This is a genomic window from Simplicispira lacusdiani (assembly GCF_003604195.1).
GTDB lineage: Bacteria > Pseudomonadota > Gammaproteobacteria > Burkholderiales > Burkholderiaceae_C > Simplicispira > Simplicispira lacusdiani.
In genome coordinates, this window is record NZ_QXGR01000007.1 from 57583 (window position 1) to 70218 (window position 12636).

General features: G+C 70.8%; 10 protein-coding genes. All 10 read right to left on the bottom strand.

Going from position 1 to position 12636, the window contains the following annotated elements:
- Positions 1–10: 10 nt before the first annotated feature.
- Positions 11–868, bottom strand: a complete 858-nt coding sequence (locus D8S75_RS11410) for a type II secretion system protein (protein WP_157982641.1) — start codon at positions 866–868, stop codon at positions 11–13.
- 48 nt (positions 869–916) lie between these two features.
- Positions 917–1408: a hypothetical protein gene (locus D8S75_RS11415; RefSeq protein WP_119966467.1), complete on the bottom strand. Its 492-nt coding sequence runs from the start codon at positions 1406–1408 to the stop codon at positions 917–919.
- Between the two features lie 3 nt (positions 1409–1411).
- On the bottom strand, positions 1412–2017 hold the full coding sequence (locus D8S75_RS11420) for a hypothetical protein (protein ID WP_119966468.1): 606 nt from the start codon (positions 2015–2017) through the stop codon (positions 1412–1414).
- Positions 2014–3468 carry a hypothetical protein gene (locus tag D8S75_RS11425; RefSeq protein ID WP_119966469.1) on the bottom strand — a complete coding sequence of 485 codons (1455 nt, stop codon included), beginning with the start codon at positions 3466–3468 and terminating at the stop codon, positions 2014–2016. Before D8S75_RS11425 ends, D8S75_RS11420 begins: the two co-directional genes overlap by 4 nt.
- Positions 3469–3473: 5 nt before the next feature.
- Positions 3474–4673 carry a type II secretion system F family protein gene (locus D8S75_RS11430; protein ID WP_119966470.1) on the bottom strand — a complete coding sequence of 400 codons (1200 nt, stop codon included), beginning with the start codon at positions 4671–4673 and terminating at the stop codon, positions 3474–3476.
- Positions 4674–4676: 3 nt separating this feature from the next.
- Complete coding sequence (locus tag D8S75_RS11435) at positions 4677–6410, bottom strand: GspE/PulE family protein (protein WP_232829027.1); 1734 nt, start codon at positions 6408–6410, stop codon at positions 4677–4679.
- Positions 6407–7714: a tetratricopeptide repeat protein gene (locus D8S75_RS11440; protein WP_119966471.1), complete on the bottom strand. Its 1308-nt coding sequence runs from the start codon at positions 7712–7714 to the stop codon at positions 6407–6409. The genes D8S75_RS11435 and D8S75_RS11440 overlap by 4 nt, the downstream gene beginning before the upstream one ends.
- The gene (locus D8S75_RS11445) at positions 7711–9600 is read right to left on the bottom strand and encodes a type II secretion system protein GspD (RefSeq protein WP_198673193.1); all 1890 of its coding nucleotides are present in this window, start codon (positions 9598–9600) and stop codon (positions 7711–7713) included. The genes D8S75_RS11440 and D8S75_RS11445 overlap by 4 nt, the downstream gene beginning before the upstream one ends.
- The gene (locus tag D8S75_RS11450; RefSeq protein WP_119966473.1) at positions 9597–11120 is read right to left on the bottom strand and encodes an AAA family ATPase; all 1524 of its coding nucleotides are present in this window, start codon (positions 11118–11120) and stop codon (positions 9597–9599) included. The genes D8S75_RS11445 and D8S75_RS11450 overlap by 4 nt, the downstream gene beginning before the upstream one ends.
- Positions 11121–11267: 147 nt before the next feature.
- The gene (locus D8S75_RS11455; RefSeq protein WP_119966474.1) at positions 11268–12590 is read right to left on the bottom strand and encodes an RsmB/NOP family class I SAM-dependent RNA methyltransferase; all 1323 of its coding nucleotides are present in this window, start codon (positions 12588–12590) and stop codon (positions 11268–11270) included.
- Positions 12591–12636: the final 46 nt, after the last annotated feature.

Below are 12636 nucleotides of genomic sequence, written 5' to 3' on the forward strand. Positions count from 1 at the left end.
GGGACGGGGATCAGGGCTTGCGCGGCCCGAGGCCTGCCGCCAGCGCGACGGAGATCACCGTGGGGCGCAGCACGATGTCGTCGTAGTAGGCCGCCGGGTTTTCCGCGAAATCGGCATCGACATAGAAGTCATTGAGGCCGGCCGTGCGCACGGCCGCCGCATTGAAGTTGATGTTCTCCAGCGGCCCGGGGCCGGGGCCGCTCGCCACGGCCACGTAATTGCCCTCCACATTGAAACCGCCGATGCGGTTGGCGCCGTGGCTGATGAGGACATAGGCGACGCCGTTGCTGGCAGTCCGGCTCGCCAGTTCCGCCGCGCTCCCGGCGGGGCAGGCCGTCGCGTTGCACGCCCGGAAGCCCCGGCTGGCCAGCCAGCCGCTGACCGCACCCGCCGTCGCGGGGTCCAGCGTGGACATGTTCATGCCATTGGTCTGCGTCAGCGCGTCCGCCGCCACGGCCGCGCCGGCCCAGACGCGGTAGGTGACGAGGGTGTTCCAAGCATCGGTCGCATCGCCCTGGCTGATGCCCAAGGTCTTCCAGGGCACCACGCCGTTGGTGAGGCCCGGCCCGGTACAGGCGGCCGTTCCAGGATGGGGCTGCTCCAGCCCCTGCTCCACATTGCCCGGGGGCAGATCGCCATCCGCCGGACAGGGCAGGCGCCGGTTGACCATGACGAAGCGGGCCATCGCCTGCTCCAGCGCCTCCATCTTGGTGCGCGTTTCCTTGCGGCGGCTGTTTTCCAGCATGGTGTTGGTGGCCGGCAGGAACACCGCCCCGAGCAGGCCCACGATGAGCAGCACCAGGGCCATTTCCACCAGCGTGAAACCACCCACGCGGGTATCGCGACCGACCGGACGGGTAGTTTTCATACTACTGAAATGATAGCTATTTCCGCGCATGAATAAAGCCTCGGAGGCTTATTTCTTTCGAAACGCATCGGTGGGAACGAGGTCCTGCACGGGCGCGCCGCCCTCCTGGCTCTGCTGGCCTGGGCGCAACACGATATCGGGCTGACCCGCCAGGCGCAGGCGCACGGCCAGCGGCTCGATCACCACAGTGCGGCCCGCCAGCATGTCTCCCTGCTGCAGCATTTCACCATTGATCCAGGCACTCGCGCCACGGCGCCCCTGGGCCAGACCCTGGAGGACGAAAGGCGTGGCCGTGGGCATGGCGGCGGCGCCGGGCTCGGCAGGCGCCGCGCTTTCCACCGGAAGGCGGGCGCGTTCGATGGCCTTGCGCTGCTCGGCGCTGAAGAAAAGCCGGGGCCAGCCCGCCACCGCCTCGGCGGACTGCAGCGAAGCCGCCGCCGTGGACACGGAAGCCCAGGCCGGCACCACCAGCGTGCAGGCCAGGACGACGGATGCGACGGGGACCAGCGCGGGTTTCATGGCGGCGACAACCTGTTCCATGGGTCAGGTGCCTGCATTGTGGCCAGCCGCCGGAACAGGGTCAATGTGCAGAAAGTTGACACGGCAGCGCGCTGTCAGGCCCTCGGGCGTGGGCTGCTCCCAGGTGCACGCCACGGGCCGGGACACGCGTCCATGGGCCTGGTGGTATTGCTGCGCGAAGCGCAGCGCCTCGACTTCGTGCACCCGCGCCAGGCTGTACTCCAGCACATGGCGCGTGACGCGCGCCCCGGCGGCCTCGGCCTCGGGCAGCTCCACCGCCTGGGGAGCAGCCAGGGTGAAGCTGGTCTGGGACTGCAGGCCCAGGGCCTGGGCCGTGCGCAGCAGGTCCTCCACCCAGACGGCACGCTGCTCGCCGCCGACCAGGCCCGCCGCCTTGAGCGCATCGAAGCTGCCTCGGTGCGTTTCAATGTCGCCCTGGTCCGTGCGCGCCTCGTCGAGCAGCGCCTGGGCCGCCTGCATCTCCGCCTCGGCCTTCTGCCACCCGGGCTGGAGGATGTACCGCGCACCCCACAGCCCGCCCCACGCCAGGGCCAGCAGCAGCAGGGCGCCGCCCCACCGCAGGGCCAGGCCCCGCACCAGCGGGAAAACAAGGGCGAACGACTGTTTCATGAACCTGCTCCTTCGGTCACGGCGCCCTCCTGCTCGGCCCGTGGCGCAAGGCACCAGCGCCAAGCGCCTGCGGAGTCGGCCGTGCCCGCCTGCCCGCCCGCGATGACTGCGCCGCTCTCGGCCCGTGCCGGATCGGCCAGCACCTTCCATTCCTTCCAACCGGCCACCCCCCGGCCCAGATCGTCGAGCAGGGCCTGCCGGGCCCGGGGCAGCAGGCCCGGCGACGGCCGGATCTCGAAGGACCACTGCGTCCAGGTCTTGCTGCTTTCGACCTGCACGGCGGGCTGCTGCCCCGCATCGGCCGGCGCGCTGGCGCAGGCCTGGGGGACCAGCGCCATCTCCATGCGCAACAGATCGGCCTGGGGCTGTGCCTGCAAGAGCTGGCCCAACCGCCACAGGGGTTCGGGCAACGCGATACCCGGCTGCAGTTCGCTCTCGCGCACCTGCATGGCCAGCCTCAACAGCGCGATATCCATGCCGCTCGACGCGATACCCTGCCGCAGGGCTTGGGCCGTCTGGTTCAAGGCCACGGCCTGCTGCTGTGCGTGGCGTGCCTGCTGCATGCTGTCCAGCACGCCATGCGCCTGCTGGTACAGGCCCGCCACGGCCACCAGGGCCAGCGCCGCGCCTGCCAGATGGAGTGCCTGCCGCGCCTTGCCCGCCAGGAAATGGCGGCGCAGTTCCGTCGGGGCGAGCTGGCCCGGCGTGCGGCCATGCGCCAATGCCAGCACTTCGGCCAGCACGCCGCGCGGATGGCGCACGGGCACCGGGGGCAGGAGGTTCAGCCCCTGGGCCTGCAAGGCCTCGGCGAAGCCGGGGTCCGGCTGCATCAGCACCACGCCGGGCGAGGCCGCGCGGTCGAGCACCCGGGTGTCCACCAGGTACTTGAGGGTCTGGCCAACTTCCTGCACCTGCTGCTGCGGATCGAGGTCGAGCAGCAGGCGCGAGAACACCGGCACATGGTCGTGCAGCAGCACCATGCGCATGCCGTAGGGCAGGGCCAGGCACAGGAACAGCCAGCCGCTGGCGGGCAGGCCATGCTGCAGCCCGGCCCAGCGGGCCATGAGGTAGCTCAGCGTCCATACGCCTTCCAGCGGGCGCTGCTGTTGCGACTGCGCGTCGAGCAGCGCGCGCAGGGGCTGCGATGACACGCCAACCGCGTTGAGCGCGAAGGCCTTGGGCAGGAGGGGCTGGCGGGAGGCCGGCTGCCAGGTGGCACGCAGCGGCACGTCGGGCAGCAGGGTCTGGAACTGCACCTGGATGAAGCCGGCACGGTCCGAGCCCATGAGGGCCGGCACCTCGATGCGGACATGGGTCTCCTCGATCAGGTCGGCCACCACGCGCACCGGAACATGCGCTGCCGGCGGCTGGGCCAACGGCAGACCGGCGGCGTCGTGCCATTGGGCTTGGAGCGGCTGCACCAGCAGCAGCCCCGACCGTGCGCTTGCCATGGATGTCATGTCCGGATCTTGGAGATGGTGTCGTAGATAGGGCCGAGCACGGCCAGCATGATCCAGCCCAGGATCAGGCCCAGCACGACGGTGAGCACGGGCTCGATCAACGCCTGCACCTTGCCGATGGACTCGTCGATGTCGCGGGTGAAGAAGTAGCTGACGTTGCTCAGCGCCTCGTCCAGCGCGCCGGTGGCCTCGCCCACGCGCAGCATGCGCACCACCAGCGAGGGAAACAGGTTCTCCATGGCGAACGCGTCGCTGATGGACGAGCCGTTGGCGATGCGCTCGCGCGCGCGCACCAGCGCGCGCTGCACGGGCAGGTTGCCGGTGATCTTCTCGCAGTAGCCCAGGGCCTCGATCACCGGGATGCCGGTGCGGTACATGAGGCCGAAGCTGTCGGTCAGCCGCGCCAGGATGATCTTCTTGATGACCGGCCCGACGGCGGGCAGGGCCAGCAGCGCGCGGTGCAGCCGGAAGCGCACCTCTTCGTTCGCGCGGGCCGCCGCCGACAGTGCCACGATGGCCACCACGGGCGTGGGCAGGATGAGCCACCAGTAGGCCACGAAGGCCTCGGAGATCCAGATCAGCAGGCGCGTCTGGAACGGTATTTCCTGGCCCATGTTGCGGATGAAGCTGACCAGCTGCGGCACCAGGTACACCATCAGGAACACCACCACGCCGGTGATGGTGACGGTGACGAAGGCCGGGTACATGAGCAGCTTCTTGGTCTGCGCCGCCAGTTCGGCCTGCCACTTGAGCGAGCGCACCAGTTCCCCCAGCACCTCGGCCAGCTGGCCGCTGACCTCGCCCGAGCGCACCAGGTGGACCATGACCTCGGAGAAGATGCCCGGGTCGGCGGCCATGGCGTCGGCCAGCGTGCTGCCGCTCTGGATGCGGTCCATCAGGCTGGCCGCCACCTGGCGCAGCTCCAGGCTGTCGGCGCCGTCGCGCAGGTCCTGCAGGGCGGTCATCATGGGCACGCCCGCGCGCAGCAGCATCTGGACGTGGAACAGCAGGTTGATGAGCTCGCGCGTGGGCAGGCCCGCCGTGCGCACCGCGCGGCGCCGCACCTCGCTGGCGCGGATGAGCGAAAGCCCCGCCGCGCGCAGCTGCGCCTGCATGTCGGCCAGATGCAGGGCCGTGACATCGCCCTTGACGACCTCGCCCGCGGCGTTGATGGCACGGTAACGGAATCTGGCCATGCCCTACCCTGCCAGCCTCACGGTCAGGTCGACCACGCGGCCCACCTCTTCGATGCTGGTGATGCCTTCGAGCACGCGGCGCAGGCCGTCCTCGGCGATGGGTGTGAAACCCTGGGCCAGCGCATGGGCCGACAGCTCGCCCAGCGAGGCATTGCGGGTGATGAGTTCATCGAGGCTGCTGTCCATGCGCAGCAGTTCCATGATGGCCAGGCGGCCCTTGTAGCTCTGGAAGCCGCAGGCCTCGCAGCCGCCGGCATGGGGGCGGTAGATGGTGCGGCCCAGGGCCTGGTCGCCCAGCACGCGCGCCTCGATGCTCCCCGGCGCCACCTCGACGGGTTCGCGGCAGTGCGTGCACAGGCGGCGCAGCAGGCGCTGGGCGATGATGCCGATGATGTTGCCGGCCATCACCTCGGGCGAGACGCCCAGGTCCTTGATGCGCTGGAAACTGCGCAGGGCCGAATTGGTGTGCAGGGTGGTGAACACCTGGTGGCCCGTCATGGCGGCGCGGAAGGCCATCTCGGCGGTGTCCTTGTCGCGCACCTCGCCCACGAGGATGATGTCCGGGTCCTGGCGCATCAGCGAGCGCACGCCGTCGGAGAAGTCGATCTTGCTGCCGTCGGCGATGGAGGTCTGCCGGATGCGCGTGATGGGGTACTCCACCGGGTCTTCCAGCGTCATGATGTTGACGCTTTCCTCGTTCATGTGGCTGAGGACGGAATACAGCGTGGTGGTCTTGCCCGAGCCCGTCGGCCCGGTCACGAGGATGATGCCCTCGGGGCGCGCCAGCATCAGGTTGAGGATGTCGTACTGCCGGTCGGTCAGGCCCAGCTTGTCATAGTCCACGATGCCGCGCTTGGCATCGAGCACGCGCAGCACGAAGTTCTCGCCATGGATGGTGGGCTGCACGGCGGCGCGGAAATCCACGTTGCGCCCGCCGATCGAGAGCGACACGCGGCCGTCCTGCGGCGCGCGGCTTTCGGCGATGTTCATGCCCGCCACCAGCTTGAGGCGCACCAGCATGCCGGCCCAGTAGCGCCCGTGCAGCACCCGCACCTGGCGCAGCACGCCGTCGATGCGGTAGCGGATGCGCAGGAACTGGCCTTCGGGCTCGAAGTGGATGTCCGAGGCGAGCTTGTGCACCCCATCCGACAGCAGCGCATCGACCAGGCGCACCACCGGGTGGCTGTAACCGCCCTGCCCCTGTGTGAGCGAGGCCATGTCGATCTGGCCGGTCTCGATCTCGTGGATGATGCCGTCGATCGACAGCTCGTAGCCGTAGAACTGGTCGATGGCGCCCAGCACGTCGGCCGCGCTGGCCAGGCGCCAGGAAATGTTGACCCCCAGGCCCACATGGGCGCGGATCTGGTCGGCAGCGATGATGTCGTTGGGCTTGGGGCTGGCCAGCACCAGCTTCTGCGTTTCGGGCGTGAACGACACCGGGAACACCTGGAAGCGGCTGGCCATGGCCTTGGGCAGGCGCTGCAGGGCCTCGGGGTCGGCCAGCACCGTCTGCAGCAGGATGGTCTGCTGGCCCAGGGTCTGGCCCAGGGCCTCGCGCATGGCCTCCTCGGTCACGAAGCCCAGCGCGATCAGCGCGTCGCCGAGCTGCTTACCGGTCTTCTTCTGTTCGAGCAGGGCGATCTGGATCTGGTCGGCCGACACCAGGCCCATGTGCTGCAAGCGGTCGCCCAGGCGCATGGCCGGGCGCGCAGCGGCCGCGGATTGGGGTTCGGTCATTGGGACAACAGCTCCTGCAATTCGGCCTGACGGTACTCGATGGATTTCACCGGAATGCCCGCGCCGCCGAGCTGCAAGGCCTGACGGTACAGGCGCAGCGCCTCGGCGTAGCGGCGCGACTGGTCGAGCGCTACCGCCAGGTTGTAGGCGTAGGCGGCCTGCTCGGGCGCGAGCGACTGCGCCAGCGTGAGCGGCCCCAGCGCCTCGGCCCAGCGGCCCTGACGGCCCAGCAGGTTGCCCAGCGCGGCCTGCGCGGCCGCGTCGCGCGGACGGGCCTGCACCCATTCCTGCAGACGGCTTTCGGCGGTGGCGGGGTCGGACTCGGACAGGATGGCCAGCAGCCCCGTGCGCGCGGTGGCGTTGTCGGGCCACAGCTGCAGGCTGCGCTGGTAGGCCGCCCAGGCCTCCTGCAGCTGCTTCTGGCGATGCAGGGCCACGGCCAGCCCCAGGGTGGCATCGGGATCGTCGGGCCGCTCGGCCAACACCTGGCGGTACAGCGCTTGCGCCCGTGCGGCATCGCCCTGGCCCAGGGCGGCCCAGGCGTCCTGCAGGTGGCGCTGCGCCAGCGAGCGCACCAGTGCTGGCGCGGCCGGCGCCGCCGCAGGGCGGGGCCGCCCCGGCGCCACGGCATCACGGCCTGCTGGCGCCGTCCGCTCCGGGGCGCCGGACTCGGCGCCCCCAGGGCCCTGGGGCGCGGACACGGCGGCGGCACGCTCGGCAGCGGACAGTTTGGCGCGCGCCGACACGGCTTCGGATGCCGGCTTGCGGGTGACCGGCGCCAGTGGCTCCGGGGCCGCCACCACGGCGGGGGCCGGAGCAGGCACGGCCGGTGCCGCCACGGAGGCCGCGGACTCGGCCGGCAAGGGCGCGGCCTGGGTTTCGGCGGCCTGCGCCGCGCCAGCCTCCGAAGCGGCCTCGGCGGGGCCGGGCTCCGGCGGCGCCGCCACAGGCGCGACCGGCGGCAGCGCCACCGCCATGAGGCCGCCCTGGCTGGCCTGCCAATAGTTCCAGCCCAACCAGGAAACCACCGACAACGCCAGCCCGGCCAGCAGCCCGAACACCATGCGGCGCGTGCGCGCCCGGGGGTCGGACGCGGCGGCGGCATGCACCATGGTGTGCGCGGCTTCCCGCGCCGCGGCAGCGGCCGGCGCGGGGCGCGCGGGCTGTGGCTGGGTGGCTTCTGGAGCGGGCGGCGGGGGCGCCACTGGCTCCGGAGCCTGGGTGACCGGTGCGGCATCATCGGCCGGGGCCAGCGACAGCGGGCGCTGCTCGCTGCGCTTCAAGGCATCGAGCAACAGGCTCACCGCACGCTCCTTTCCGCCGGCGCGTAGGCGGGCGCGTTCTGCGGACGCTCGGGCATGGCGCGCAGAGCCTCGCTCAGGTGGGGCTCGAAAGCCTGGTGGTCCCCCGCCAGGCTGGCATGCTGGACCACGGTGGGCCGCAGGAAGATGACCAGCTCGCTCTTGGCACTGCTGCGCTTCTTGTACTTGAACAGATCCCCCAGCAAGGGCACGCTGCCCACGCCCGGCGTCTGGTCGGTGCTGCCCGCCACGTCTTCGCGCATCAGTCCCCCCAGCACCGCCGTGTCGCCCGAGCGCACCTTGATGACGGACTCCAGCTCGCGTGTTTGGATCTGCGGGATGCGGCTGGAAACCTCGTTCACGGTCATGCCCCCGGCACGCGCCTGCGCCAGGTAGATGGGCACGGCAGGATCCTCCACGTAGCCCACCACGCGCGACAGCGTGGGCCGCAGGATCAGCGTGACCTGGTCGCCGTCGCCCACCTGGGGCATGACGTTCATGACGAAGCCAACCGACACCGTGTTGGGCGTGGAGGTCAGCGTGAAGGTCGCCGGCGACGTCCCCGTTCCCGGCGTGTAGTTGGCCGAGAGGGTGAAATACACCAAGTCCTCGGTCACCTTGAGCAGGGCCGCCTGGTTGTTGAGCGCGCTGATCTTGGGACTGGAGAGCACCTTGGTGTTGCCGAACGACTCCAGCAGCCGCAGGGCCATGCCGATCTGCGTCAGCCCGCCACTGGCGCTGGTGTACGAGGGCGTGATGGAGGCCATGCTCGGAATGACGCCGCCCACCGGCACGCCCGAAGGCAAGGAGCTGCCCGTGGGGCCGAGCTGCAACATGGGCAGGCCACGGCGCAGCACCGTCCAGTTGATGCCCTGCTGGTATTCGTCGGACAGGTTCACCTCGACGATGGTGGCCTCGATCATGACCTGGCGGCCCGCGCTGAGCATCACCCGGTCCATGAACTCGCGCACCCGCATGTGCTGGCGGTAGGTGGCGCGCACCGAGATCACGCCGGTCTCGGGGTTGGCGATGACCGAGGCCGACTCGCGAAAGCGTGCGGGCGCGGCCGTGGGCACCGGCGCCACGGGCGCCGCTGGCGCGGCATTCGACGCGCCGGGGGCCGCCGAGGCCGGCACCACGGGCGCGGGAATCACGGGAGCGGCCGGAGCGGGCGCTGCACCGGCGGCAGCGGCATCAGCGCCCTCGGGCAGCAGCTTGTCGGTCTCGCGCAGCAGATCGCGGATGTTCTGCGTGAGCGTTTCCCAGAATTTGTTGTTCGACGTGTTGGCCAGGGAACTGCTGGAACTGTTGCCAGCACCCGTCCCCCCGCCGCCGGCCCGCGAAATGCTGGTGCTGGCGGCCACCTCGCTGCGCGCCTCGCGCGCGACGTTCGGGTAGTCCACCCGGTAGTGGCGCAGCACGGGCGAATCGGGCATGACGAACAGGTTGCGCCCCTCCATCTCGTAGCGCATGTTCACCTGCAGGGCCGCGCGGTCGAGGATCTCGGGCAGGGTCTGGTCGATGGCGTTGATGCTCACGGTGCCCGCCAGGTCGGGATGCACATCGAGGTTCAGGCGCGCATCGCGGGCCACGGCGAACAGCAGGTTGCGGATGTCCACGTTGTGCACGCTGACCGAGAACTGATCGGCGCGCGTGCGCCCCGGGCTGGGCGGCGGGGGCAGCAGCGGTGCATCGACCAGCGCGGGCGGCTTGCCCTGGGCCACGGCCTCGGGGCGCAGGTGGCCGGCGCCCGGCAGCGGCGGCGTGGCCGCGCAACCCGCCAGGACCAATGCCAGAACGATCGCCGATGGGGTGCGGACCGGCGAACGGCCGCACCGTGGGATGGGCTGTGGGAAAGCTTGGGGCGTCATGCGGGAAATGCGGTTCATGTGGGCGCGCGCTCAGGGTAAGACTCGGTGCGCAGGCGGTCCAGGGTCCGGACCAGGGGGCGTCTGGCCTTCATCGGGGCCGAAAACTGCTGCAGGGCCTGCACGGCCTGCTCGCGGGAGGCATAGCGGCCGGCGTAGACCGCCCAGAGCCCGGGACGGCCAGCCTGCGGTGCGTACTGCCGGTCCTGCACCCAGGCCTCGCCCGCCTCGCGGGCCTGCTCCAGCAGGCGCTGGGCTCCAGCGGCATCAGCGGCCAGGCCGATCTGCAGGACGCGGAAATCCTGCGCCGGATCGTCGAACACGCTGCGGGTGTGCAGCACCGCTTCGCGCAGCGCCAGGGGAAGCTGGGCATAGCGTTCGGCCAGCGCCGTGGCGGACCCGGCTGCGGGAGGCGTGGCGGGCACCACTGCTGCTGGTGCTGCCGCAGGCTCCGGGGGCTGCAGGGCCGCCGCGCTGGCGGGCGCACCGGGGAGGGTGGGCACGGCGGCGCTATCACCACTGGCCGCCGCGACGGGGGGCGGAGCCACGGGCAGCGCGGCGCTGGCCGCTGCCGGCACGGGCGCGGCGGCGGCCGGTGTCGGCACTTGCACGGGCGCGGCACGCTGGCCCAGGCCATAGCCTACCGCCCCTCCAGCGCTCAGGCCCGCCAGGCCCAGCGCCAGCCAGAGCAGCGGCCGCAGGCCCCTGCGCGGCCCTGGCGCGGCAGGCGCCCCCGCCCTGAATTCAGCCACGGCGCGCCGCACATGCGCGCGCCCGATCTGGCGCGCCCCCTGCGCGAAGGCCGCGAGCAAGGCCTTGTCGGCCAGCAGGTGAATAGCGCGAATGCGCCCGCCCGAGGCATCCACCAACTGGCGCTGTGCCCGGGGTTCGAACAGCGCACCGCCCTGCCAGCCCGCGCGGCGCAGGCGGTGGTCGATGTAGGCGGCGGCGTCGGGGGCGTTGAGCGGCCGCAGGTCGAAGCGGTGCACCACGCGGTCGCGGACCTGGCGCAGGCGGGGCTGGGCCAGCAGGGTGTCGAGTTCAGGCTGCCCGAACAGCACGATCTGCAGCAGCTTGCGCTGCGCCGTCTCCAGGTTGGACAGGAGCTTGACCTCTTCGAGCGACTCGGGCGGCATGGCCTGCGCCTCATCGATGAGCACGACCGCGCGGCGGCCCTGGGCGTGGCGCTCCAGCAGCGCGGCCTGGATGGACAGCACCAGCGGCTGGCCCGCAGGCACCGCGAGGCCCCAGTCGGCCACCAGGGATTGCAGGATCTCGCGCGGCCCGAAGGAGGGGTTGGCCAGGTAGACCAGATCGACCCGGTCGCGCGGCAGGCGCTCGGCCAGCATGCGGCACAGCATGGTCTTGCCGCTGCCCACCTCGCCCACCACGGTGATGATGCCGTCGTCGTCGAGAACGGCATGGTGCAGCGCTTCCAGGATGGCGCCCCGCGCCTGCCCCTCGAAGAAGAATTTGCCGTTGGGCGTGATGCCAAACGGAGCCTCACTCAGCCGGAAATGCTCAAGGTAGAGGGAAGACAACGCAAATTCTTTTCAAATCAACGGGTTATAGAGAAAACCTATTCAATGATAGTGGAAGGCATGGGTTTTGCATACAAACCGTAACGTTTACCCTGCCCCACTGTGGCGCGAGCGCCAAAGCGCCGCGCGGCGGGGCGCGGGTCGGCGTCAGCCCCGGCGCTGCCAGACGGCGGCAAAGAAGCCGTCGGTCTGGTGGCGGTGCGGCCACAGGCGCAGGTAGCGGCTGCCGGTTTCGCCGCCGCTGCACAGGCTGGCGGCCTCGGGCACCTTGAGCTGGGCCAGCACGTCACCGGCGTCGAGCGGTGTGAAGTCGCCGTGCGCTGCGGCGAAAGCCTCGGCGATGGCCTCGTTTTCTTGCGGCAGCACGCTGCAGGTGGCGTACACCAGGCGGCCGCCGGGCTTGAGCAGGCGGGCGGCGCTCTCCAAAATGGCGGCCTGCTTGACCACCAGTTCTTCCAGCGCCTTGGGTGTCTGGCGCCATTTCAGGTCAGGGTTGCGGCGCAGCGTGCCCAAGCCCGAGCACGGCGCGTCGACCAGCACGCGGTCGATCTTGCCGGCCAGGCGCTTGACGCGCTCGTCGCGCTCGTGCGCCAGCGCGGCGGGGTGCACGTTCGATAGGCCGCTGCGGGCCAGCCGGGGCTTGAGCGCGTCGAGCCGGTGCGCCGCCACGTCGAAGGCGTACAGCCGCCCGGTGCTGCGCATGGCCGCGCCAATGGCCAAGGTCTTGCCACCGGCGCCGGCGCAGAAGTCCACCACCATCTCGCCGCGCTTGGCGTCGAGCAGCAGGGCCAGCAGTTGCGAGCCCTCGTCCTGCACCTCAATGGCACCGCGCACAAAGGCCGGCACCTTGGCCAGCGCCGGCTTGCCCACGGCGCGCAGGCCCCAGGGGGAGTACGGTGTTGCTTCTGTTTTGATAGCTGCTTGCGCAAGCTCCTTCTGCACTTCGGCCCGTTTTTCCTTCAAGGCGTTGACGCGCAAATCGAGCGGCGCGCTGGTGGCCAGCGCCTGCACCAGGGGCCAGAAATCGCTGCCGAGCTGCTCGCGTAGCGGCTGGGCCAGCCACTCGGGCAGGTTGTGGCGGTGGCGCTCCAGCAGTTCGCCCTCCTGCACCGCGTCGCACTGGTCGAGCCACTGCTTTTCGCGGTCGTTCAGCGCGCCCTTGAGGAAATCGCGCGGGCCATGCACGGCCTTCGGATTGGCGCGGCGCGCCTCTTCGTCCTGCCAGTGGGCGAAACCGAGGATGGCCAGGCGCCGCTCCTTCGGGCCCGAGCCCGAGGGCGCCATGTGGTCGAACAGCAGCTTCTTGCGCAGCACGGTGTAGACCGTCTCGGCCAGGGCCGCGCGCTCGCGCTGGCCCAGGCCCCGGTGGTCGCGGAAGAAGCGGGACACCACGGCATCGGCCGGGTGTTCGAAAGTGAGGGTGAGCCTGACGAGTTCCGAGCAGGCTTCCAGGAGGGCGTTGGGATGCATGGGCCCGATTGTCCCATCCCCGGCCTGGGCCCGGCTACGCGCCCGG

Excerpts from the sequence above, each read along its gene's own strand:
- D8S75_RS11445 (WP_198673193.1), bottom strand. The coding sequence starts at position 9,600 with ATGAACCGCATTTCCCGCATGACGCCCCAAGCTTTCCCACAGCCCATC.
- D8S75_RS11410 (WP_157982641.1), bottom strand. The coding sequence starts at position 868 with ATGAAAACTACCCGTCCGGTCGGTCGCGATACCCGCGTGGGTGGTTTC.
- D8S75_RS11435 (WP_232829027.1), bottom strand. The coding sequence starts at position 6,410 with ATGACCGAACCCCAATCCGCGGCCGCTGCGCGCCCGGCCATGCGCCTG.
- D8S75_RS11455 (WP_119966474.1), bottom strand. The coding sequence starts at position 12,590 with ATGCATCCCAACGCCCTCCTGGAAGCCTGCTCGGAACTCGTCAGGCTC.
- D8S75_RS11420 (WP_119966468.1), bottom strand. The coding sequence starts at position 2,017 with ATGAAACAGTCGTTCGCCCTTGTTTTCCCGCTGGTGCGGGGCCTGGCC.
- D8S75_RS11425 (WP_119966469.1), bottom strand. The coding sequence starts at position 3,468 with ATGGCAAGCGCACGGTCGGGGCTGCTGCTGGTGCAGCCGCTCCAAGCC.
- D8S75_RS11430 (WP_119966470.1), bottom strand. The coding sequence starts at position 4,673 with ATGGCCAGATTCCGTTACCGTGCCATCAACGCCGCGGGCGAGGTCGTC.
- D8S75_RS11415 (WP_119966467.1), bottom strand. The coding sequence starts at position 1,408 with ATGGAACAGGTTGTCGCCGCCATGAAACCCGCGCTGGTCCCCGTCGCA.